The following is a 22,991-nucleotide window of genomic DNA, read 5'->3' as shown; positions in this document are numbered from 1 at the left end:
GGTAGGGCTCGAGCGCCGCGATGGTGCGGTCGAGCGCGCCGCCGAGGCGGTCGACCACCTTGGTGGCCGCGGTGATCGAGATCTGCCGCGCGTCATGGTTCGACAGCAGTGACGAGATCCGCAGCACCAGCGCGTCGACGTCGGGCACGGCGAACGCGCCGCCTTCATCGTCGAGCGCGCGATAGACTTCGGTGAAGTTTGAGACGTGCGGGCCATGCACGATCGCGGCGCCCAGCTTGACCGCCTCGATCGGATTCTGGCCGCCATGCTCGATCAGCGAGCCGCCCATGAACACGATCGGCGCCAGCCGATAGAACAGCCCGAGTTCGCCCATGGTGTCGGCGACGTAGATCGCGGTCGCGGCCATCGGCTGCTGCTCGCGCGAGCGCAGCGCCACCGGCAGCCCTGCGGCCTCGACCAGGCCGGCGACCTGCTCGCCGCGATGCGGATGCCGCGGCACGATCACGGTCAGCAGCGTCGGGAAACTCGCCGACAGCCGGCGATGCGCTTCCACCAGCAATTCTTCCTCGCCCGGGTGGGTCGAGGCGGCGACGATCACCGGACGGCCGCGGGTGACCGCGAGCAACCGCTCCAGCCGGCCCGGATCGGCCGGCGGCGGCGCCACGTCCATCTTCAGGTTGCCGGTGGTGATCACGCTCGGGCTGCCCAGCGCGCTGAAGCGTTCGGCATCGACCCGCGACTGCGCCAGACAAATATCGAACCGGCCGAGCAGCGCGCCGATGGTTGCGGACGCGCGCTGCCAGCGCGGGAACGAGCGCTGCGACATCCGGCCGTTGATCAGCACCATCGGCACCCGCCGCGCCGAGGCAGCGAGGATCAGGTTCGGCCACAGATCGGATTCGATGAACAGCGCCAGACTCGGACGCCAGTGATCGAGGAAGCGATCCACGAAGCGCGGCGCGTCGTAAGGAATGAACTGGTGGATGATGTCCGGCGGAAACCGGCTGGCCACCACCTGAGCCGACGTCAGCGTGCCCGAGGTGAGCAGGATGCGCAGGTTGAGCGCGCGCAGCCGTTCGATCAGTCCGGCCGCAGCCAGAACCTCACCGACGCTGGCGCCGTGGATCCACACCACCGGCCCGCGCGGCCGTGTATCATTGCTGAGACCGCGACGCTCGCCGACCCGCGCCGGATCTTCCTTGTCCTGCTTCAGCCGCCGGCCGATCCACAGCGACGCCAGCGGCGCCGCAGCAGCGGTCAGCTTGCGATAGACGCGGAGCGTCATCGGCACCGGATCAACCATCAACGGCCCCGTCTGTCACCGCGAAGGTGACGCGCATCATCGCCGAGCAGCATCGTCAGTCCCGCGCGATCAGTGCTGCGCGGACCGGGCTTCTTTTTCTGGATCGAGCAAGCGATGCAGATGAACGATGAAGTACCGCATGTGCGCATTATCGACCGTCTGATGCGCCCGGGCCTTCCATGCCGCATAGGCCGTTGCGTAGTTCGGGTACACCCCGACGACGTCGACCTTGTCGAGATCGCGAAACGTCACGTTCTCGAGGTCCGTCAATTCTCCCCCGATTACGAGGTGGAGCAATTGCTGCGCATTGTCCGACATCAAACTTCCTCATTGCGGCGAACAGTCATGCGCGCGCTCAGCCTCGCGGAGAAACGCGAAAATGCTCGACGATGTGAGCATGACGTTCGCGCCCCGCAGCCACCAGCACGCCATGTGTGACCTCGGGACGGTTGTAGACGATGGTCTCGCCCGCGAGAGTTGTCATTGTACCATCCGCTTCGTGCACGATCAAATCGGCCGCGGCAAGGTCCCAATCGCGGCTCTGCCCTCCGGCGAACGCAACGTCGACCTGACGATCAGCAACGCGGCACAGCCGCAGCGCCAGCGAGCCGATCCGCGGCAGGATGTGCGCGGTCGATGGCAAGGCCAGCCGTTCGATCAGCGGTTTCGGGCCGGCGACCTTGGCGCCTTCCAGCGTGGTGCCGACGCTGGCGTGCAGCGGCCCGCCGTTGAGCGACGCACCTGCGCCACGTGTGGCAAAGAAGAACTCACCGGATACCGGCGCGAACACCGCGGCCAGCATCGGCTTGGCGTTCGCGATCAGCGCAACCGAAACGCACCAATCCTCCCGACCGGCCAGATAGGCACGGGTGCCGTCGATCGGATCGACGATCCACACCCAATCCTTGTCGAGCCGTGTGAGATCGTCGGCGCTTTCCTCCGACAACCAGCCGTAGTGCGGCGTGGCGTCCTGCAGCCGCTGTCGAATCAGCTCGTCGACGGCGATATCGGCTTCCGACACCGGCGAGGACGCGCCCTTGGTCCAGGTCCGCAGCTCGGTGCGGAACATCGACAGCGCCACGGCGCCGGCCTCGCGCACGGTGGCGGCGAGCAGCGCTGCGTCGCTCTCAGATGTTTCAATGTTTCGCGTATCTGGATTAGCGTCCGGCAATCGTCAGCCCCTCGATCCGCAGCGTCGGCGCGTTGACGACGTAGCGGAAGGTCAGGTCGCTGGCCGGCGTCAACGTCTTGTACATGTCGATCAGGTGTCCGGCGATGGTGACTTCGCTGACCGCGTAGGTGCGCTGGCCATTTTCGATCCAGAACCCGGCAGCGCCGCGGCTGTAGTCGCCGGTGACACCGTTGACGCCGGAGCCGATCAGGTCGGTGACGTAGAAGCCTTGCTTGATGTCGCCGATTAGTTCGGCCGGGCTGAGCGGCCCGGCTTCGAGATGCAGATTGTACGGTCCCGGCGACGGCGACGACGATACGCCACGATGCGCGTGGCCGGTGGTGGTGAGGCCGAGTTCGCGCGCGGTGGCGCAATCCAAAAGCCACGACGTCAGCACGCCGTCGTCAACGATCGACAGCGGCTTCACCGCAACGCCTTCGGCATCGAACGCCTGCGAGCGCAGGCCGCGCTTGCGCAGCGGATCATCGACAATGCGGATACCGTCCTTGAACAGCTTCTGGCCGAGACGATCCTTCAGGAACGAGGTCTTGCGCGCGATCGACGCGCCATTCGCGGCACCGACCAGATGGCCGACCAGCGAGCCGGCGACGCGCGGATCGAACACCACCGGCACCTTGCAGGTCTCGACCTTGCGCGGCCCGACCCGTGCAGCGGTGCGTTCACCGGCAACACGCCCGACCTCCTCCGGCGACATCAGGTCCGCGGCATGCGGCGCGGTCGTATATTCATAGTCGCGTTCCATCCCGGTGCCCTCGCCCGCGATCGCGGTCATCGAGATGCTGTGGCTGGAGCGCAGGAACGAGCCTTGGAAACCGGTCGACGTCACCAGCACCATGCCGCCGATCCCCGACGACGCCGAGGCACCGCCCGATTTGGTGATGCCGGGAACTGCGAGCCCTGCGGCCTCCGCGGCGCGGGCGCGCTGCTCCAGTTCGGCGGTCGAGGGCGTGTTCGGATCGAGCAAATCGAGCTCGGGAAAATCGCGCGCCAGCAGATCCGGATCGGCGAGGCCGACATATTTGTCGTCCGGCGCGACGCGGGCCATCGCCACCGCGCGCTCGGCCAGCTTGGTGACCGCGTCCCCGCTGATGTCGTTGGTCGAGACCACCGCCTGACGGCGACCGACGATCACCCGGAGGCCGACATCGTCACCTTCCGAACGCTCGGATTCTTGCATACGCCCGTCGCGCACTTCGACGCCGTGTGACACCCCGCGGACCGCCACCGCATCGGCCTGATCGGCGCCGGCGCGCCGCGCCGCCTCGACCAGCCGTTGTGCCAAATCGCTCAGCGCCGACTGATCGAACAAAGCGGAATCCACAGAGGAGGAAGCCGACGAACGTGCGCTTGGTGAAGAGTTCACAAATACAATTCCTAAGGCTGGAAGTAACGACGCGGGAGCAGCGGACGCGCGCTGTGTACATCACAGATGTGCCTGTTCGGCGCGGACTTCAAGCACTTTGCTCCCAGCCGGAACAATTCATTGCCGGCGCCGGTGCAAGATTGCGTCAATCATGCTGGCCAAGGTTCTGTCAATCATGAGCGGCGAAGCAGCCGGGGTCAGTTTCGATTAACCAGCCTTATTAAGCGAATTCGGACCGGGCTCTGGCAAGCTCTCACACATCGACCGGGAACATAATTCCGGCGGGGAGATCAAAGCCGTGAGGCGTCAAACAGCAACAGGCGGGGCTAACCTCGCCGGGTCGAGCCGCGACTTGCGGCTCGACCCTCTCTCACTGCCGATCCGCTTCGACGCGCACGATGTGCGGGCCGACGGTGGCATCCGGCAAATCGAACTACACCGCGAGCGGGTGGTGCTACGCCGCGCCGTCGCCGGCATGAGAATGGCGGTGAACGTCAGCGTCAGCGACTTCCGCGGCATCGGCTGCCGAGGTCTCGACGACGGCCGCATGCTGATGCTGGTGCACCGCGATCCGTCGCTGTCGATCCCGCTCGGGATCAGCGACGATCCCGAGGAGATCGAACGCATGTGGGCGCTCTGGAGTGAAATCTTCGGACTGCCGCAGCTGCCCGAAGACAAGCAGCGCGAACCCGCGCAGCGCCGCCGCCGTCATCACGTGATCAGCAAGCGTCGTCCGCGCTTCCTGATGCGCCGACGGGTCGGCCGCCTGCTCGACGCGCCGAAGTGCTTCGGCGGCGAACGCGAGATCATCGCGCGCAACTAATCGGAAATCGGATGAGAGCGCCGGGCTTGCCCGGCCTCACGCCATCGTGCGCGAGACGGCGTCGGCCACCAGGCCGCCGAACAGCAGCAGGCCGGCGTCGCGGTTCGACTTGAACAGCTTCAGGCACAGCGGGCTGTCGTGAATATCGACCCGCACGATCTGCTGCACCAGATGCGCCGCGAACGCGGCAAGGCCGATCCAGGCGAACCAGCCGGCATCGGCAAGCTTCAGCGCCACGCCGATCAGGCTCACCGCCAGACCGAACAGCAGCACAAGTGCCAGCTTGGTATTCTCGCCGAACAGCAGTGCGGTCGACTTGATACCAACCATGAGATCGTCTTCGGCATCCTGATGCGCATAGATCGTGTCGTAGCCGATCACCCAAGAGATCGAGCCGGCGTACAGCGCGAACGCGACCAGATCGAGCCGCTCGAACGTGCCGGCAAAGCCCATCAGCGCGCCCCATGAGAACGCGAGGCCGAGCACGAATTGCGGCCAGTAGGTGATCCGCTTCATGAACGGATAGGCCGCGACGATGATCAGCGACGCGATGCCGGTGAGAATCGCGAAACTGTTGAATTGCAGCAGCACGACGAGGCCGATCAGGCACAGCAGCACCATGAACACGGCGGCCTGCTTGGCGGTGACCTGCCCGGCCGGGATCGGCCGCGACCGGGTGCGTTCGACCTTGTCGTCGAGATCGCGGTCGGTGATGTCGTTCCAGGTGCAGCCGGCGCCGCGCATCACGAACGAGCCGATGAAGAACAGTGCGCAGAACAGCGGCAGGCGGCTGAGGTCGTGGGCCATGCCGGCGGCAAGCGCCGCGGACCACAAGCAAGGCATCAGCAGCAGCCAGGAGCCGATCGGACGATCGAACCGCGCCAGCCTCAGATAAGGCCGCGTCCACAGCGGCGCATGGTTATCGACCCAATTGCCCGTGGAATCGGCGACCCGCCCGGCCGCGCCGCTGGCCGGAATTCCGCTCATCGCGCCAGCACGTTGCCGTTGAGGGTATCGAAGGTGGTGCCGCCGAACTTCTTGGCGGAGGTGTTGGCCTCAGGCGTGGCGCTGGAGGAACCGAGCACGTCGGCGAAGCTCGGACCCGCCGGCCCGCGCTGCTGCTGCTCGGCGATGCTGCAGACCTGCTTCTGCATCTGCTCGGTGCGCTTGTGGCCGGTCTTGAGCTGCTCGGCGATGTCGTCCGGGATGCCGCAGCGCTTTGAGTTGCTGACGACGTATTTGATCATCGCCGTTTCGGAGCTGGAGAACGCGCCGATCAGCTTGCAGGCCTCGGAGGCCGGCGCCTTGCGCTTGCCGGCGGCTTGGATCGCCTGGCCGCGCTTCTCGGCTTCTTTCCGCAGCTTGAGGAAGTCGTTCATGCAGGCTTCGCCGCCGGCCTGCTGCCCCATCGGAGCGGCGCCGGGAGGCGGACCGAACGCCCCGCCGCCACCGGCGATCGGAGCTGCGCCCGCGGCCGGGAACGATCCGCCCGAGCTGTTCACCGGCGGAAACACCGAATTGTTGCTCGATGCAGCCGGCGATGACGACGACTGGTTCGGCAGCGGCGCAGGAAAGGCCGAGGAAGATGAAGACTGGTTCGGCAACGGCGCCGGGAACGCGCCCTGGGCCAGCGCCGGGACGGCTTGAACGGCAAATGCGGCGGCTAACGCCGGTACAATCAAACGTCGGATGATCAAGGCTGCTCCTCCGGCAAGGTTCGATGGTCCCCGTTGGCCCGATGACGCGTCGAAAAACGACGTTGGGGCCTTTTACGATTCCGGATCGCCCTTAACAACCCGCCGATTGGGGCGGTAGCGCGGCGCTTCGCCCTACAGGCGGCTGATATTCTTGAAAAATTGGGTTAGAAGCGGCGCGTGAGACCCAGCCGATGAGCCGATACGACTTCCGCAGCCCCCGCCTTTTCGTCGATGCCGCCCTCGCGCCCGGTGCGCAGGTGCCGCTCGAGCGCGACCAGAGCAATTATCTCGGCAATGTGCTGCGGCTCGGTGCCGGCGCCGCGGTGCTGGCCTTCAACGGCCGCGACGGCGAGTGGCGCGCCACCATCGCGGGCCGCAAGCGGCCGGAAGCGCTGGAAGTGGCGGAGCAGACCCGGCCGCAGGACCGCCTGCCCGATGTCGCCTATGTGTTCGCCCCGCTGAAGCACGCCAGGCTCGACTATATGGCTCAAAAGGCTGTGGAAATGGGCGCCGGCCGGCTGCAGCCCGTGCTCACACAGCACACCCAGGTGCACCGCCTGAACACCGACCGGATGCGCGCCAACGTGATCGAGGCCGCCGAGCAATGCGGTATCCTGAGCCTGGCGGAGGTCAACGAACCGATCGGGCTCGACCGGTTCCTGGCCGGTCGGGCCGGCGGCGAACGGCTGCTGGTGTTCTGCGACGAAGACGCCGAAATCGCCGATCCGGTCGCCGCGCTTCAGGGCGCGCGGGATGCGGCGGCGAACGGCGTCGACCTGCTGGTGGGGCCCGAGGGCGGGTTTTCCACCGAAGAGCGCGCCCTGCTCCTGAAACAGCCCAGCATCCTGCGCCTGGCGCTCGGACCGCGGATCATGCGGGCCGACACTGCAGCAGTCGCCGCCCTGACTCTAGTTCAGGCGGTGATGGGCGATTGGAAGGGTAATTAGGTAATATTCGACCATTGGCGCCCCCGCCTCACCCGCCGCCCGGCCGATGACGGTCGAATCTGTCATTCACCCGTGTTAAGGGCTGCGCCGACTAGCGTTTTCTGTTTCACCCTCCCTGCCCGGGACCGCAGGACTGACCGATCATGACAAAGACCGCCGCCACTCGCGCGACCGGATCCGCCGCGTGGGCGGAGGCGCTGCTGCAATCCTTCGCGGAGGCCGGCTATGCCCAGGCCACGCCGCCGATCCTGCAGCCCGCCGAACCGTTCCTTGACCTGTCGGGCGAGGACATCCGCAAAAGCCTGTACCTGACCACCGACGCCACCGGCGAGGAACTGTGCCTGCGCCCGGACCTGACGATCCCGGTGGCACGCGACTACCTCGCCTCCAAGGCCGCGGGAGAGCCGGAGGGGTTCTGCTATCTTGGCCCGGTGTTCCGCCAGCGTGGCGGCAAGCCGAGTGAATTCCTGCAGGCCGGGATCGAGTCGTTCGGCCGCCAGGATCGCGCCGCGGCCGATGCCGAGATGCTGGCGCTGGCGCTCGGCGCCACCACGGCGCTCGGGGTCAGCGCGGTCGAAGTCCGCACCGGCGACGTCGCGCTGTTCGCCGCGCTGATCGATGCGCTCGACCTGATGCCGGTGTGGCGGCGCCGGCTGATGAAGGATTTTCATCGCAAGGCCAGCCTGGCGCAGGACCTGGAGCGGCTAACTCTCGCGCCCTCGACCAGCAACGAATACGAAGGCGTGCTCGCCGCGCTCGCCGGCTCCGACCGCAAGGCGGCGCTGGCGCTGGTCACCGACCTGATGTCGATCGCCGGCGCCACCACGCTCGGCGGCCGCTCGGTGGCGGAAATCGCCGACCGCTTCCTCGAACAATCGACTCTGAAGAGCGGCGCGCTGCCGCGCGATGCGCTCGACAAGATCAAGCGCTTCCTGGCGATCGCCGGCGCGCCGAACGATGCGCTGAAGGCGCTGCGCGCACTCGCCGCCGACGCCAAGCTGTCGATCGACGCAGCGATCGACCAGTTCGAAGCGCGGATCGGCTTCATGGCCGGCCGCGGCATCGATCTGTCGAAGGTGCGGTTCTCCACCGCGTTCGGCCGCGGCGTCGATTACTACACCGGCTTCGAATTCGAGCTGCACCATGCCGGCAATGGCGACGAGCCGCTGGTCGCCGGCGGCCGCTATGACGGGCTGATGAGCCAGCTCGGCGCAGCCTCGCCGATCCCCGCGGTCGGCTTCTCGATCTGGATCGAGGCGATGAAACAGACCAGCGCCGGAGGTGCCGCATGAGCGCGCCGTTCGTTCTCGCGGTCCCGTCCAAGGGCCGCCTGCAGGAAAACGCCGAAGCGTTCTTCGCCCGCGCCGGGCTGACGCTGAGTAAGCCCGGCGGCGCCCGCGACTATCGCGGCACGATCGCCGGCCTCGACAATGTCGAGGTCGCGTATCTGTCGGCGAGCGAGATCGCCGCCAACCTCGCCCGCGGCTCGGTGCATTTCGGCGTCACCGGCGAGGATCTGGTGCGCGAGAGCATCACCGATGCCGACAAGCGCGTGCTGCTGATCGACGGGCTCGGCTTCGGCTATGCCAACGTCGTGGTGGCGGTGCCGCAGGCGTGGATCGACGTCCGCACCATGGCCGATCTCGACGACGTCACCACCGGCTTCCGCGCCCAGCACAACCGGCGGATGCGGGTTGCGACCAAGTACATCAATCTGACGCGCGGCTTCTTCGCCCAGCACAACGTCGTCGACTACCGGATCGTCGAGAGCGCCGGCGCCACCGAGGGGGCGCCCGCGGTCGGCACCGCCGAGATGATCGTCGACATCACCACCACCGGCGCGACGCTGGCCGCCAACGGCCTCAAGGTGCTCGACGACGGCGTGATGCTGCGCAGCCAGGCCAACCTCGTCGCCTCGCGCGAAGCCGACTGGTCGGACGCTGCGCGCGAAACCGCGCGCGTGATCCTCGATCACATCGCCTCGCGGGCCCGCGCCGGCAAGTACAAGGAAGTCCGTACCCGGTTCAAAGGCTGCAACGACGCGCTGCTCGCCGAGGCGCACAGCCGGTTCGGCGTGGTGTCGCCGTTCGGCGGTCCGACCTCGTCGGGGATGCTGACGCTGCACTGTCCGCCGGCGCAGATTTACGCGCTCGGCAGCTTCCTGCGGCAGCATGGCGCAGACACCGTGTCGGTGGCGGCGCTGGACTACGTGTTCGACAAGGAAAACCCGCTGTTCAGCAAGCTTGCGGCGTTCCTGCCGCAATAACGCCGAGCAGACCGGCGCCGGTGGCGCCGGCGGGTGGAACCACCATATAGTCACGAGACAAACAAGGCCGCGTGCAAGCCGGAAGTCGATCGATGATGCTTGGGAGTGACGTCTCGGGTCTGTCCACCGAAGCGGGTAGCGCCGCGGCGCTGGGCCTGTCCATCGTGGTGCCGGCCTTCAACGAAGCCGGCGGCCTGCAAGCGCTGCACGGCCGGCTGATCACGCTGGCCGCAACGCTGCGCCAGCGCTACGGCCTCGCCTGCGAAGTGGTGTATGTCGACGACGGCAGCTCGGATGCGACGCTGAGCATCGCCCGCAATCTGCCGGCCACCATGCTCGACGTGCAGGTGGTGTCGCTGTCGCGCAATTTCGGCAAGGAAGCCGCGCTGATGGCGGGGCTCGACCACGCCAGCCGTGGCGCCGTGCTGTTCATGGACGGCGACGGCCAGCACGCCCCGGAACTGGTCGAGACGCTGGTGGGGCATTGGATCGAAGACGGCTTCGACGTCGTCTATACGGCCAAGGCGCATCGCGACAACGAGCCGGCGCTGCGCCGTACCGCGGTGCGCGGCTTTTATGCGTTGATCAATTGGGGCGCACGGCAGAAGATCCCGGAAGACGCCGGCGATTTCCGCCTGCTGTCGCCGCGCGCCGCCCAGGCGCTGCGGCAGCTTCCCGAACGCAACCGCTTCTTCAAGGGCCTGGCGAGCTGGATCGGCTTCCGCCAGAAGCGGGTCGATTACGAGCCTGAGCCGCGCTCGCACGGCTTTTCGACGTTCTCGACTGCGCGGCTGATCGGACTGTCGATCGAAGGGCTGACGTCGTTCTCGGTGGCGCCGCTGCGGATCGCCAGCCTGCTCGGCGTGGTTCTGGCGATCAGCGCGTTCCTGTTCGGCCTGTCGATCCTGTGGGAGACCTGGATCGACGGCAAGTCGGTGCCGGGCTATCCGTCAATCATCGTCGGGATGATGACGATCGGCGGTGTTCAGCTGCTGATGATCGGCATCGTCGGCGAGTATATCGGCAAGATCCTGTCGGAGATGAAAGCGCGGCCGATCTACTTCGTGGCCGAGCACAGCGTGAAGCGGGCCGACACCGATGCCGGGGATCCGGCCAAGCGGTCCGCCGCAGAATGAGCGAAGCTGGCCAGCGCCGGATCTGGCTGGTCGCCGACGATTACGGCATCAGCCCCGGGGTTAATCGCGCGATCCGCGATCTGATCGAACGCGGCCGCATCAACGCCACCTCGGTGATGATGGTCGGTCCGGCGATCGGACGCGACGATGCGGCCGAACTGCTCAACGCCGCCGCCGCTAATCCACACGCTGCGATTGGGCTGCACGCGACCCTGACGGCGCCGTTCGCACCGCTGACGATGCATTATCACCCGCTGCATGGCGGCCAGTTTATGCCGCTCGGGCGCAAGCTGCGCGGCACGCTGCTGCGCCGCCACGACAGCGCGGTGATCGCCACCGAACTCAGCGCCCAGATCGAAGCCTTCACCGACCGGTTCGGCCGTCCGCCGGACTACATCGACGGCCATCAGCACGTGCAGCTGTTTCCGCAAGTCCGCGACGCATTCCTCGGCGTGGTGAAGACGCTGGCGCCGCATGCCTGGGTCCGGCAATGCGGCCGCAGCGTGCCGCTGGCGCGGCGGCTCGGCAATCCCAAACCGCTGCTGCTCGACGCCCTCAGCGCACCGTTCCGCAGCCGCGCGGCGCGCTTCGGCATCGCGTTCAATTCCGGCTTCGCTGGCGCCTACGACTTCCTGCGCGAAACCGACTTCGACACGCTGATGGGCTCGTTCCTCGACGGCCTGCCCGATGGCGGCCTGGTGATGTGCCATCCGGGCGAGGTCGACGACATCCTGATCAGCCTCGATCCGTTCACCGATCAGCGCGCGCGCGAATACGCGTATCTCGGTGGCGACCGCTTCCCGGAACTACTTGCAAAACGCAACGTCAGCCTTGCTGCGATGCCGCCCCAGGCCCCTGGTCAGGCCGTTTTGTCGCATACAGAAATTTAATCCAGGGCCGGACTTACGGCCGCCTCAAGGTTCCTTAGATTTGACGACACCCGCGCCTGCGATCGCCGCCGGCGAGCGCCGCGGCGCAGGTTCGAGCGATGCTCAGGGAGATCATCATGACGCCGCAGGAACGCCAGCTTGTCGACGATCTGTTCGAACGGCTCGCCCGCCTGGAAGCCACCCCACGCGACCCGGACGCCGCCGCTGCGATTTCGCAAGGGCTGCGGATCGCACCGAACGCGATTTACGGGCTGGTGCAGACCGTGCTGGTCCAGGACGAAGCGCTGAAGCGGGCGCACGAACGCATCCAGGAACTGGAGTCCGATCACGGCCCGCAGTCGCAGGAGCGCGGCGGCTTTCTCGATTCGATGCGCGACGCCATTTTCGGCCAAGGCCAAGCGCCGCAGCGCGGCTCGGTGCCGAACGTCCCGCCGCCCGGCGCCGGCAGCCGTCCGGCCTGGAACACCGGGCAGGTGCTCGGCCAGCAATCTGCCGCGCCGCCTTACGGACAGCCGCAGCAGGCACCCTATGGTCAGCCGCAGGGCCAGTATGGCGGCCCGTTCGGCGGCCAGGGCGCATCGCCGTTCGGCGGCGGAGGTGGCGGCGGCGGCTCGTTCCTCGGCACCGCAGCGGCGGCTGCAGCAGGCGTGGTCGGTGGCTCGCTGCTGCTCTCCAGCATCCGCGGCATGATGGGCGGCGGCTCGCACCAGAGCCTCGCCGACCAGGGCGGCCTCGGCAGCGGCCTGCAGAGCCCATGGGGCGGCAGCGACTCCTCGGGCGGCAACCTCGCGCAGCAGGCCGGGCTTGGTGACATCGGCTCACAGCGCGGCGGCGTCGACGATAGCTCGCGCTACGGCATGACGGATCAGAACAACAACGATTACGACCAGGTCGCCGACGCCGGCTACGACCGCGACGACATGGATATGGACTCCGACTATTTCGACGGCGGCGGCGACAGCGACTTCGCTTAAAGCTCTCCAGCACCCGCCGACGTGCAACGGCCGCCCCTTGGGCGGCCGTTGTCGTGAGCAGGCTCAGTCTTGGCGTCGACCGATCAGATCACCACCACCTTGGTGCCAACGCCGACGCGGCCATACAGGTCGATGACGTCCTCGTTGCGCATGCGGATGCAGCCGGAGGAGACGTTGGTGCCGATCGTCCACGGCTCGTTGGAGCCATGGATGCGGTACAGGGAAGAGCCGAGATACATCGCCCGCGCGCCGAGCGGATTGGCCGGCCCGCCTTCCATGTGACGCGGCAGATCGGGACGGCGCGCCAGCATTTCCTTCGGCGGGGTCCACGCCGGCCATTCGCGCTTGGCGGTGATCGTCTTCACGCCCGACCAGGTGAATCCGGGACGGCCGACGCCGACGCCGTAGCGCAGCGCCTTGCCCTCGCCCTGCACCAGGTAGAGGAACTTGTTCGGGGTATCGATCACGATCGTGCCGGCTTTTTCGCCGCCATGGTAATCAACAAGTTGCTTTTCGTAGCGCGGATCGAACTCGGGATGGGCCGGCTCGATCGCCGCTTCCTGCTCCTGCATCAGCTGCGGAGCGGTCGGCGCGATGTACTCTCGGCGTTGTTCATAGGCCGGCTCACGCTGATAATACCGCGAGGACGGCGGCGGAGCGCCATCGCTGAACAAGAATTCGATGAAGCCACCGCCGAGATTCGGGCGGTCGGCGTAGGCGGTGCGCACCCGCGCCGGAGGGGCGGGCTGCGGCTCGGCATAGACCACCGTCGGCTCCGGGCTCGATGAAAATTCGTAAGCGACGGCGGGATGATAGCCAGCGGCGAGACAGGACACGCTGGTCAGCAACGCGAGGGTAGTTTTGTTGAACATCGACGTACTCTGCACCGTTTCGTCGTGGACTCGCCGGAATTTGCGGCGGTGAACGCAACGGATCAGAAACCAAAACCGGATCGGTTTGGTAAACGCGGGCGGCAAACGGATTCACCATGACGCTCTGGAACGCCCATTCCTGAGATCAGCGTTTATTTTCGATGAATGCCGCCGCGCCATGGTTAACAGTGCGTTCGCTCGTCCTATTACTTAGCGAAAATGCAGGTTCCGATCCGCAACGCACCGTTAAACAGATGCCGCTACGACAAGCCGGTGCCTTGAACTGGGATCAACCGACCGATGTCCTTCCAACGCAAGCGTTTCCGCATTGAAGAACTTACGCTCGGCGCAGCGCCGATGCTCGCACCGATCGAATTCGAAGCGGGTCCGACTAATCGTGACCTGATGGCGGAGCTACGCGCGATCCGAGCCCAGATCGTCAATGGCGTCCATCCTGCGCCCGCCACCGGCGAGTCAGGTACCAACAAAGAAATCGACGCTTCGCTCGCGGCGGAAGCCGCCGAGACCAAAGCACTGCTGGCGAGCTACAAGGCTCAAGTCGAGCAGTGCGAGAAGCTGAAGATCGAACTCGATCTGATCCACAACGCGATCGATCAGACCAAGCGCGAAATCGCCGTGCTGCACTCCAAGAGCTTTAGCGGCGAGGAGATGGCCAAGGTCAACGGCGAGCTCGGCGCGGTCGTCGGCGGTACCGAGGAAGCCACGCAGCAAATTCTCGAAGCTGCGGAAGCGATCGATCAGGCCGCCACCGCGCTCGGCAAGGTCAACTCGGCCGATCAGCAGCAGGCGCTTAGCGAAGAAATCCAGGAGCGGGTGATCTCGATCTTCGAGGCCTGCAACTTCCAGGATCTCACCGGCCAGCGCATCAGCAAGGTGATGAACACGATGAAGTTCATCGAGCATCACATCGTGCAGATGATGGAGATCTGGGGCGGCGTCGACGAGATCAAGTCGCACGCGCCTGCGGTGGTCGACAATCGCGACGACGACGCCAAACTGCTCAACGGCCCGCGTGCGCTCGGCGAAGACGGCCACGCCTCGCAGGACGACATCGACGCGATGTTCAACTGATCGCTGGCTGCCGCCTCAGCGCCGCTCGGCGGCGCGTGGCGGCTGCAGCGCCAGGAAACATCCCAGCGTCGCCAGGGCGCACACCATCCCGACCTCGATCACGGTGGCGTCGGAAAACCGTTCCACCGCCGCCGCCACGATGAACGGGGCCGACGCCTGCACGAACAGCGCAGGCCGCGCGATCCGGCCGATCACCCGGCCATAGCCCTGCGCTCCGAACATCAACAGCGGCAGGCTGCCCCGCGCGATCGTCATCACGCCATTAGCGGCGCCGAACGCCACACAGAACACCCCGGCGACCAGCACCGACGGGCCGGCAAACGCCAGCATCGCGAACGAACAGGCCATCAGCGTCACCGCCCCGCGCGCAATCCAGAGCGGATGTGTCCGGCCGGCGAGCAGGAAGTCCGCGAGCCGGGCTGCGACCTGCGACGGGCCGAACAGCGCGCCGAGTGTCACCACGGTGCCGGCGTCGAGGCCGCCGCGCTGAAACATCGCCAGCAGGTTCGACGTCACCCCGGACAGCATCAAGGCGTAGATCGCGAAGGCGGTCGCGATCAGGACGAACGGGCGCCCCTCCGGGCGCAGCGGCTCCGCCGGCATCAGATGCGGGTTCGGGCTGGGCGCAACGACCGACGGCGCGGCCTTGCGCGGCAGCACCAAGCCATGCAGCGGCGCGACCACGCAGGCCAGCACCGCCGCGAAGGCGAAATAGGTGCCGCGCCAGCCGACGGCGTCGAGCAGCAGATGGGTCGCCGGCCAGCCGACGGTGGAAGCGAAGCCGCCCGCGAAGGTGACGAAGGTGATCTGCCGCCGGGCCGTGGTGCCGAACAGCCGCGCCAGCGTGGCGAACGCCGGATCGTACAGCGTCGAGGCAATAGCGACACCGAGCAGCGCCCAGCCGACGAAATACACCGGCCACAGGTCGATGCCGGCGATCAGCACCATGCCGAGCGCGCCGACCAATGCTCCCGGCGCCATCACCACGTTGCCGCCGTGGCGGTCGATCAGACCGCCAATGACCGGCGACAGGATGCCGGAGATCACCAGGGCCAGCGAAAACCCGGACATCCCGAAGGCCAGCGACCAGCCATGCGCCGCGGCGAGATGCGGCATGGTCAAGACCGGCGGATAGATCAGCATGCCCCAGCACAGAATCTGGGTGACCGCCAAAACGCCGACCGCGCGCTCCGGTCCGGACACCAGTCTGCGCAGTCCGCTCATCGGGTCATGGAATCAGATCGGCCCTGGATATTTGGCAGAGGTCAGGCGCGCGGGGCGCAGCGGACATAGACCATGTTGCCGTAGCGGGTGGCGGCGTCCTTGTCGACGAAGCGGGTGATCATCACGCGGCCGTCGAACGACACGATCTCGCGGTCCTGCTCGCCGATCGGACCGGCCGGCCCGATATAGTTCTTGCCGCTTTGCGAACCCTTCAGCCGCAGCTCCTGCGGGGTGGCCTGGTCGGCCAGATGCATGATCACGCCGCCGGTCGGACCGGCACCGATCACGTAAGGATTCTTGCACTGCGCGACCGCGGCCTTTTCGGTGCGGGCCCGGTCGGACGGATTGAGATACGACGCCAGCCCCCAGCGGCCGACGATTTCTTCCGAGCGGATGGTGGCGGGCAGTTCCGGCGGCGCCGCCGGCTCCTGCACTGCAGCCGGCTGCGAACCGCCAAGGCTGAAGCCACCGATGCTGCCGCACGCGCCGAGCCCCAGCGCCATCAGCGACGCCATGCCCAGATTGAGCGACGCGCGTGCGTTGCGTGAATTGACCATGATTTCTCCCCGAGCAAACGCCCCGTTCGCCCCGACCCCACACAACCGCAAAATGCCGCAGCAGGCAATGCGGTCGCGCCGATGAACAGTGTCCCGTCCGGCGGACGGAGCATCTTACACCGGCATCACCAAGCCCTTAAGCCCGTCAGCTTGACAGGAACAGCAGCAGGCCATATTTCCGGGCGCACAATTAGCACTCTTGCAGTACGACTGCCAACACGCGGACACGAATACGAGCCGCGATCACGAACCGGCACTCGAACGCCAAAGCCCCTCCAGCAACACACAGGATAGCCCATGGCTAAAATCAATTTTCGTCCTCTCCATGACCGCGTCGTCGTGAAGCGGATCGATGCCGAGACCAAGACCAAGGGCGGCATCATCATCCCGGACTCCGCCAAGGAGAAGCCGCAGGAAGGTCAGGTGATCGCCGTCGGCCCGGGCGGCCGTGACGAGACCGGCAAGCTGACCCCGATCGACGTCAAGGTCGGCGATCGCGTGCTGTTCGGCAAGTGGTCGGGCACCGAGATCAAGCTGGACGGCGAAGAACTCCTGATCATGAAGGAGTCGGACATCATGGGCGTGGTCGGCTAAGCCGCATCGCGACAGCATCGAGACATCAGGAGCGAATGAATGGCAGCCAAGGACGTCAAGTTTTCCGGTGAGGCCCGCGACCGCATGCTGCGCGGCGTGGACGTGCTCGCCAACGCCGTGAAGGTCACGCTCGGTCCGAAGGGCCGAAACGTGCTGATCGAGAAGAGCTTCGGTGCCCCGCGCATCACCAAGGACGGCGTCACCGTCGCCAAGGAAGTGGAGCTCGAGGACAAGTTCGAGAACATGGGCGCGCAGATGGTGCGCGAGGTGGCCTCGAAGACCAACGACCTCGCCGGCGACGGCACCACCACCGCCACCGTGCTGGCTCAGGCGATCGTCCGTGAAGGCGCCAAGGCCGTTGCGGCCGGCATGAACCCGATGGACCTGAAGCGCGGCATCGAGATCGCGGTCGCGGCCGTGGTCAAGGACATCCAGAAGCGCGCCAAGCCGGTCGCCTCCTCGGCTGAAATCGCCCAGGTCGGCACCATCTCGGCCAACGGCGACGCGCCGATCGGCAAGATGATCGCCCAGGCGATGCAGAAGGTCGGCAACGAGGGCGTCATCACGGTCGAAGAGAACAAGTCGCTCGAGACCGAAGTCGACATCGTTGAAGGCATGAAGTTCGACCGCGGCTATCTGTCGCCGTACTTCGTGACCAACGCCGAGAAGATGACCGTCGAACTCGACGACGCCTACATCCTGCTGCACGAGAAGAAGCTCTCGGGCCTGCAGTCGATGCTGCCGGTGCTCGAAGCGGTGGTGCAGTCGGGCAAGCCGCTGCTGATCATCGCCGAGGACGTCGAAGGCGAAGCGCTGGCGACCCTGGTGGTCAACCGCCTGCGCGGCGGCCTCAAGGTTTCGGCCGTGAAGGCGCCGGGCTTCGGCGATCGTCGCAAGGCGATGCTGGAAGACATCGCGATCCTGACCGGCGGTCAGCTGATCTCGGAAGACCTCGGCATCAAGCTCGAGACCGTGACGCTGAAGATGCTCGGTCGCGCCAAGAAGGTGGTGATCGACAAGGAGAACACCACCATCGTCGGCGGCGCCGGCAAGAAGCCGGAGATCGAAGCCCGTGTTTCGCAGATCAAGGCGCAGATCGAGGAGACCTCCTCGGACTACGACCGCGAGAAGCTGCAGGAGCGTCTGGCCAAGCTCGCCGGCGGCGTCGCGGTGATCCGCGTCGGCGGCGCGACCGAGGTCGAGGTGAAGGAGCGTAAGGATCGCGTTGATGACGCGATGCACGCCACCCGCGCTGCGGTTCAGGAAGGCATCGTTCCGGGCGGCGGCGTCGCCCTGCTGCGCGCCTCCGAGCAGCTCAAGGGCCTCAAGACCAAGAACGACGACCAGAAGACCGGCGTCGAGATCGTGCGTCGCGCCCTCTCCGCCCCGGCCCGTCAGATCGCCATCAACGCCGGCGAAGACGGCTCGGTGATCGTCGGCAAGGTGCTCGAGAAGGAGCAGTACGCGTTCGGCTTCGACTCGCAGTCGGGCGAATACGGCGACCTGGTCAAGAAGGGCATCATCGATCCGACCAAGGTGGTCCGCACCGCGATCCAGAACGCCGCCTCGGTGGCCGCGCTGCTGATCACCACCGAAGCGATGATCGCCGAACTGCCGAAGAAGAACGCCGGCGGCCCCGCGATGCCCCCGGGCGGCGGCATGGGCGGCATGGACTTCTAATTCCAGCGACCTTCGCAAAGACAATGAAGCCCGGCGGAAACGCCGGGCTTTTTTGTTCGGCTATCGAGTTCCAATCTCTCGTTCGTCATTCCGGGGCGCGCGAAGCGCGAGCCCGGAATCCATACTCGCTGTGCTAGCGGTCAAGCACAGCCGTCGATGCGTTCTTGATTCAGCTTGAACTCCGGTGGTTATGGATTCCGGGTCCGCGAGCTTTCGCCCGCGTCCGGGAATGACGATCTCGAAGATTGGCGCATTTACTTCCAAGAGCGCGCACCATCGCGCGATCCGCGCTACAGAGGGTGCTCCCTCTCACCACCGCCCGAGCGAACGCGTCCATGGCCAAATCAGCAAATTATCTCGACAAGCTTGACGACGCATTGGAAGCGCTCGGCCCGGACGCCATGCTGGTCGAGGAACTCGACGGCTTCGTTGCCGGCCTGCTGCTGTGTCCCGAGCCGATCAAACCCGGCGACTGGCTGCCGGTCGTCTACGATGCCGGCGGTGACGAGGCGTCGCCGTTCACCGATCTGGCGCATGCCAACCGGGTGTTCGCGCTGATCGTGCAGTACTACAACTCCGTGGCCAAAACTCTGTCGGACCACCCCGAGCGCTACCAGCCGCTGCTGCCGGTCGATCCCGACAGCGGCGAATTGGTGTGGCAGGTCTGGATCGACGGCTTCGCGGCAGCGACCGACCTGCGGCCCGAGGCGTGGAGCCGCCTGGACGATGCCGACGAAGCGACGGCGGCCGCGTTCGACGGGCTGCTCGATCTGATCGAGATTGCCGACGCCGAGGCGCACGCCGACGCGGACACTCCGCCCAGCGATCGCCCCGCAATCACCGCGCCGAACTCCGACCAGATCGCCGGCTGGATCCTGACGCTAAACCGCTGGCGCATCGCTCTCGACCCGGCGCCGCGCGAGATCGAATGGGGACCGCCCTCAGCGGCACGCAAAGTCGGCCGCAACGAGCCGTGCCCCTGCGGCTCGGGCAAGAAGTACAAACGCTGCTGCGGGAAGACCTGAAGCACGAGGTGCAGCGGCCGCCGGACGATCGCTCATCCGGCAGCCGCGTTGTCAGCTCAGAACGTGACGCGCAGGTTGGCGCGGACGCCGTGGTCGGAGATGCTGGAGCCGACCTGGCCGGAGTAGTTGACGCTGAGCGCCGTGCTCGGATTGAGCGCGGTGCCGAGGCCGGCTTCGAACACGGCGACGTCCTTCGCCAGCGGAAGACCCGACACCGTGAACGCATTGCCGGTCGCAAACGCGTTCGTGGCGGTCGGGATCACGCTGTTCATCGTGTGCCGCCAGCCGACCATGCCGTTCGCCGTCACGGCGGTGGTGCCGAGCGTCAGCGCACCGTTGGCACGCAGGCCGAGTGTCGAGAACGTGGCATCGACATTATCGCCAGCGCTGCGGAGCGCAGCCGCCCCGCCCCGCTCGGTGAAGCCGGCGGTGTCGAGGCTGACATAAGCAAGACCTGCGAACGGCTGCAGCGCAGCGCGGCCGAGTTCGACGGCGTAACCGACGTCACCATAGACCTGCGTGGTGCGAGCGTTGTAGTCCGCGGTCAGCCGATCCGAGAAGCCGGTCAGCGCCACGGTGCGGCTCGACGACAGATTATGCCAGGCGTGATTGGCGCCGAAGCTAACCGCCAGCGCGTTCCAGGCCCGGCCGCCGTAGATACCGACACTGTAGGTGTCGCCCGTCACCGAACCGCGGCCGCCGTCGAGATTGATCGAGGTCGACCCATAGCCGCCGACCACGCCGAGCCGCAGCGCGTTGAACAATTCGCCATCGGCACCGAACAGCACGCCGCCGGCATTGCGACGCACGTCTGCGGCATTGCCATTGCCATCAGCCTTCGCCCACGAGCCATACGCGCGCGCCCACACGGCCGTATCGGGACCGCGCAGCGCGGACTGCACCTGCTGCGAGGTCGCTTCGCGCACGAACCGGCTGTCGTCGAGCAGCGCTGTCTTGGCCGATGCGAAGGCCTCACCCGAGAGCTGATCGAACGCCGCCCGTGCCGCAGCGTCGGTCGGCGACGCCGCGACGCCGGCACGAAGACCGCCGCCACTCCCCATCGCCTGCAACACGCCCGCGGTAGCGCGCTGATTGGCGGTCAGCGCCACCTCAGTGAAGCCGCGGGTCTGCACCGCCTGCAGATAGACGTTGTTCGGATCGTAGTTGGCGATCAGCGAATAGAACGCCGACACGCTGGTGTCGCCGGTGAGGACGTAGGTGCCGTTGACGCCGCCTGCGGCGGTCAGCACGGTGTAGCGCGCATCCAGCGCGTAAGGCGCAGCGCCATACTTGGTGAGCTTCAGGATCGCGCCAGGCGCAATCGTCGCGGTGCCGCCGACCGCGATCCGGTCCGATACCGTGCTGCCCGGCACCAGTTCGGCATTGTAGGTCGAGCCCGCCGCCTGCTGATAATTGCCGGTCACCGTCAACGTACCGGGGCTATTGCCCGGAGAGATGGTCGAACCAGACAGCATCTGGACCGCACCGACGATGCCCGCCCCCGAGAGCGCCGCCCCGCTATACACCGTGACCGCGGACGTTGCGCTGGTGCTGTTGACCACCATCTGGCCGTCTTTGATCAGCATCGATCCGGTGAATCCGCCGCCGTTGCCGGACAGCGTCAGCGCGCCGGTGCCGGTCTTCTCGATAAAGTTGAAATCGCGGAACTGCCCGGTCGCGCCCACGGACAGCATCGTCAGAGACGCCGACGTGCCGGTGTTGAGAACAAGATAGTTGTCGCCAGTGCCTCCCTGAACCACGCCTTGAATGTTGGACGTGGCGGCATCAAGCACCAGCCTGTTGGTGCCGTTGCCGAACTTGATCGCCGCGCCTCCGCCCGAATTGCTGATCGTGCCGGCATTGCTGATCGTGCTGTTGCCGTTACCCGTGACGATCGCCGCATCAGTCGCCGAGCTCGTCGTGATCGTGCCCGAGTTGACAAGCGAATTGGTCGTGCCGTCGAGATTGACGCCGACGCCGGTCGCGGTGACGGCACCGCTATTGCTGACGTTGATAGCACCGTTCGCCGTGGAGGCGACAATGCCCTGGGCCGCCGTGATCGAACCAGACTGTGTGATGGTGATGCCGCCGCCCGCCGAGCTGGCGGAGATTCCGGCTTGATCCGCCTGGACAACCGCACCCTGCTGGTTATCGATCGTCGTCTGACCGAAAGTTCCGACCTTGGTATAGATGCCGTGATGCCCGCCGTCGCCGAGATCGGCGTGGCCGGTGTTGTCACGCGCGATGGCGGTGCCGCTGTTCACGATCGTGGTGTCGCCGCTCTCCGACCACGACAACAGGGCGGAATCGTCGTTGGCGGTCACAGTGCCGCTGTTTGTTATCGAGGCCGGGCCACTATTCGACCAAGCGACGAGACCTTGCCGATAGGTGCTCTCGACGGTGCCGGAGTTCTCGATCGATGCCAAGCCGTTGTAGGCGATCGCGCGCGCACCAGCGAGGGCCGAGCTCACCCAACCGGAATTGACGATGTTGACCGTCCGCGGGGTGGCGCCGCCGAAGTTGCCGTCGGCGTAAAGCCCCCGCGCCTGCGTCGAAGTGACATTACCGCGATTGATCAGGGTGACGGTGCCGTCATGTGTCGTCAGAGTGATGCCATCCTGGCCCACACCGTTGGCTATGACGGTGCCAGCGTTGTCGACGGAGAGGTTCCCTGACGTGGTGTTTCGCAGCCAGACCGCCCCCATATCCTGGTCGGACCGCAGCGTCACAGCCGATCCGATGAAAACTGACAAATTGGCATTACTCCGGTTCGTCTCCCACGCGAATGCCGGGTAGTTGGTTCGGTAGACATTAGTCGCGCCGAGCACATTGACCGTGACGTCCACAAGACCGGTAGCGCTCCCGGACGGATAGACGTCGATGCCGCCGGACGTCACCGAGTCGAGAGTGATGGACGACGCACCCGCGATCGGAGTCGCGGAGACGAGCGAATTGTCACACTGATTCAGAATCACGTTTCCCGAGACGCTGCACGCGGCTTGAGCGGCGGACCAACTGGACATCGCGCCGACCAACAGCGGCGTGAGAGCGGTCGAGATCAGCAGACGGCGAGCCGGGGAAGTGGCGAGCCGTGCCTTCCACCAGATAGAATCGCGAGCCGCCATAGTACCTCCAGTCGATCTGCTTGTGGGTCATTTACCAGCCGGCCCATCGAAGCCCTGCTGTCGCCGATATGTTGGGAAGGCGGTGCCGAATGTCGGAAACGGCACCGCCTTTGATTGCTGATCAGAACGTGACGCGGAGGTTCGCGCGGACGCCGTGGTCGGAGATGCTGGAGCCGACCTGGCCGGAGTAGTTGACGCTGAGCGCCGTGCTCGGATTGAGCGCGGTGCCGAGGCCGGCTTCGAACACGGCGACGTCCTTCGCCAGCGGAA

Annotated in this window: 21 protein-coding genes; 11 read left to right on the top strand and 10 right to left on the bottom strand. The window is 66.2% G+C overall.

All coding sequences use genetic code 11. The annotated features are described in order from the left end of the window. From DYI24_RS04305 to DYI24_RS04290, 4 genes are all read right to left on the bottom strand, one after another. On the bottom strand, positions 1–1,264 hold a 1,264-nt coding region (locus DYI24_RS04305), incomplete at its 3' end, for a 3-deoxy-D-manno-octulosonic acid transferase (protein ID WP_164571384.1). 69 nt (positions 1,265–1,333) lie between these two features. After that, positions 1,334–1,582 carry a DUF4170 domain-containing protein gene (locus DYI24_RS04300; RefSeq protein WP_107343310.1) on the bottom strand — a complete coding sequence of 83 codons (249 nt, stop codon included), beginning with the start codon at positions 1,580–1,582 and terminating at the stop codon, positions 1,334–1,336. A 37-nt stretch (positions 1,583–1,619) separates the two neighbouring features. After that, entirely contained in the window at positions 1,620–2,435 is an 816-nt protein-coding gene (locus DYI24_RS04295; protein ID WP_164571383.1) for a 3'(2'),5'-bisphosphate nucleotidase CysQ, read from the bottom strand. Continuing rightward, positions 2,422–3,819: a TldD/PmbA family protein gene (locus DYI24_RS04290; protein WP_164571382.1), complete on the bottom strand. Its 1,398-nt coding sequence runs from the start codon at positions 3,817–3,819 to the stop codon at positions 2,422–2,424. Before DYI24_RS04290 ends, DYI24_RS04295 begins: the two co-directional genes overlap by 14 nt. 298 nt (positions 3,820–4,117) lie before the next feature. On the opposite strand from DYI24_RS04290, the gene DYI24_RS04285 reads away from it, so the two are divergent. Next, positions 4,118–4,642, top strand: a complete 525-nt coding sequence (locus DYI24_RS04285) for a DUF6101 family protein (protein WP_107343307.1) — start codon at positions 4,118–4,120, stop codon at positions 4,640–4,642. Positions 4,643–4,678: 36 nt separating this feature from the next. Here the strand turns inward: DYI24_RS04285 and ubiA are convergent, their stop codons facing one another. Further along, positions 4,679–5,629: a 4-hydroxybenzoate octaprenyltransferase gene (gene ubiA / locus DYI24_RS04280; protein ID WP_107343306.1), complete on the bottom strand. Its 951-nt coding sequence runs from the start codon at positions 5,627–5,629 to the stop codon at positions 4,679–4,681. After that, complete coding sequence (locus DYI24_RS04275) at positions 5,626–6,339, bottom strand: hypothetical protein (protein WP_164571381.1); 714 nt, start codon at positions 6,337–6,339, stop codon at positions 5,626–5,628. The genes ubiA and DYI24_RS04275 overlap by 4 nt, the downstream gene beginning before the upstream one ends. Before the next feature lie 191 nt (positions 6,340–6,530). On the opposite strand from DYI24_RS04275, the gene DYI24_RS04270 reads away from it, so the two are divergent. From DYI24_RS04270 to DYI24_RS04245, 6 genes are all read left to right on the top strand, one after another. Continuing rightward, positions 6,531–7,286 carry a 16S rRNA (uracil(1498)-N(3))-methyltransferase gene (locus tag DYI24_RS04270; RefSeq protein ID WP_164571380.1) on the top strand — a complete coding sequence of 252 codons (756 nt, stop codon included), beginning with the start codon at positions 6,531–6,533 and terminating at the stop codon, positions 7,284–7,286. A gap of 143 nt (positions 7,287–7,429) precedes the next feature. Continuing rightward, the gene (locus DYI24_RS04265) at positions 7,430–8,578 is read left to right on the top strand and encodes an ATP phosphoribosyltransferase regulatory subunit (protein ID WP_164571379.1); all 1,149 of its coding nucleotides are present in this window, start codon (positions 7,430–7,432) and stop codon (positions 8,576–8,578) included. Further along, entirely contained in the window at positions 8,575–9,552 is a 978-nt protein-coding gene (hisG, locus tag DYI24_RS04260; protein WP_107354509.1) for an ATP phosphoribosyltransferase, read from the top strand. The genes DYI24_RS04265 and hisG overlap by 4 nt, the downstream gene beginning before the upstream one ends. A gap of 92 nt (positions 9,553–9,644) precedes the next feature. After that, positions 9,645–10,688, top strand: coding sequence for a glycosyltransferase family 2 protein (locus tag DYI24_RS04255; RefSeq protein WP_107343300.1), 1,044 nt, complete (start codon positions 9,645–9,647; stop codon positions 10,686–10,688). Then, a complete protein-coding gene (locus DYI24_RS04250; protein WP_164571378.1) occupies positions 10,685–11,578 on the top strand; it encodes a ChbG/HpnK family deacetylase in 894 nt (297 codons plus the stop codon). The genes DYI24_RS04255 and DYI24_RS04250 overlap by 4 nt, the downstream gene beginning before the upstream one ends. 116 nt (positions 11,579–11,694) lie before the next feature. Beyond that, the gene (locus DYI24_RS04245) at positions 11,695–12,552 is read left to right on the top strand and encodes a DUF2076 domain-containing protein (RefSeq protein WP_164571377.1); all 858 of its coding nucleotides are present in this window, start codon (positions 11,695–11,697) and stop codon (positions 12,550–12,552) included. A gap of 83 nt (positions 12,553–12,635) precedes the next feature. Here the strand turns inward: DYI24_RS04245 and DYI24_RS04240 are convergent, their stop codons facing one another. After that, on the bottom strand, positions 12,636–13,424 hold the full coding sequence (locus DYI24_RS04240) for a L,D-transpeptidase (RefSeq protein ID WP_107354507.1): 789 nt from the start codon (positions 13,422–13,424) through the stop codon (positions 12,636–12,638). A 300-nt stretch (positions 13,425–13,724) separates the two neighbouring features. Between DYI24_RS04240 and DYI24_RS04235 the strand changes: the two genes are divergently transcribed. Continuing rightward, positions 13,725–14,516 (top strand): protein phosphatase CheZ, encoded by a 792-nt coding sequence (locus DYI24_RS04235; RefSeq protein ID WP_107343297.1) that lies wholly within the window; start codon positions 13,725–13,727, stop codon positions 14,514–14,516. Between the two features lie 15 nt (positions 14,517–14,531). On the opposite strand, the gene DYI24_RS04230 is transcribed toward DYI24_RS04235, so the two are convergent. Beyond that, positions 14,532–15,740: an MFS transporter gene (locus DYI24_RS04230; RefSeq protein ID WP_164571376.1), complete on the bottom strand. Its 1,209-nt coding sequence runs from the start codon at positions 15,738–15,740 to the stop codon at positions 14,532–14,534. A gap of 41 nt (positions 15,741–15,781) precedes the next feature. Next, the gene (locus DYI24_RS04225) at positions 15,782–16,297 is read right to left on the bottom strand and encodes a hypothetical protein (RefSeq protein ID WP_107343295.1); all 516 of its coding nucleotides are present in this window, start codon (positions 16,295–16,297) and stop codon (positions 15,782–15,784) included. 297 nt (positions 16,298–16,594) lie between these two features. On the opposite strand from DYI24_RS04225, the gene groES reads away from it, so the two are divergent. The 3 genes from groES (at position 16,595) to DYI24_RS04210 (ending at position 19,596) form a co-directional block, all read left to right on the top strand. After that, positions 16,595–16,891, top strand: a complete 297-nt coding sequence (groES, locus tag DYI24_RS04220) for a co-chaperone GroES (protein WP_011156705.1) — start codon at positions 16,595–16,597, stop codon at positions 16,889–16,891. 39 nt (positions 16,892–16,930) lie between these two features. Then, positions 16,931–18,571, top strand: a complete 1,641-nt coding sequence (gene groL / locus DYI24_RS04215) for a chaperonin GroEL (protein WP_164571375.1) — start codon at positions 16,931–16,933, stop codon at positions 18,569–18,571. Positions 18,572–18,906: 335 nt separating this feature from the next. Further along, complete coding sequence (locus DYI24_RS04210; RefSeq protein WP_164571386.1) at positions 18,907–19,596, top strand: UPF0149 family protein; 690 nt, start codon at positions 18,907–18,909, stop codon at positions 19,594–19,596. Positions 19,597–19,652: 56 nt separating this feature from the next. On the opposite strand, the gene DYI24_RS04205 is transcribed toward DYI24_RS04210, so the two are convergent. Beyond that, positions 19,653–22,325, bottom strand: coding sequence for an autotransporter outer membrane beta-barrel domain-containing protein (locus tag DYI24_RS04205; protein WP_349627732.1), 2,673 nt, complete (start codon positions 22,323–22,325; stop codon positions 19,653–19,655). Between the last annotated feature and the right edge of the window lie 666 nt (positions 22,326–22,991).

Source organism: Rhodopseudomonas sp. BR0C11, assembly GCF_010820945.1.
Lineage (GTDB): Bacteria > Pseudomonadota > Alphaproteobacteria > Rhizobiales > Xanthobacteraceae > Rhodopseudomonas > Rhodopseudomonas palustris_H.
The sequence above is the reverse complement of the archived record's forward strand: the minus strand, read 5'-3'. Positions and strand labels throughout refer to the sequence as shown.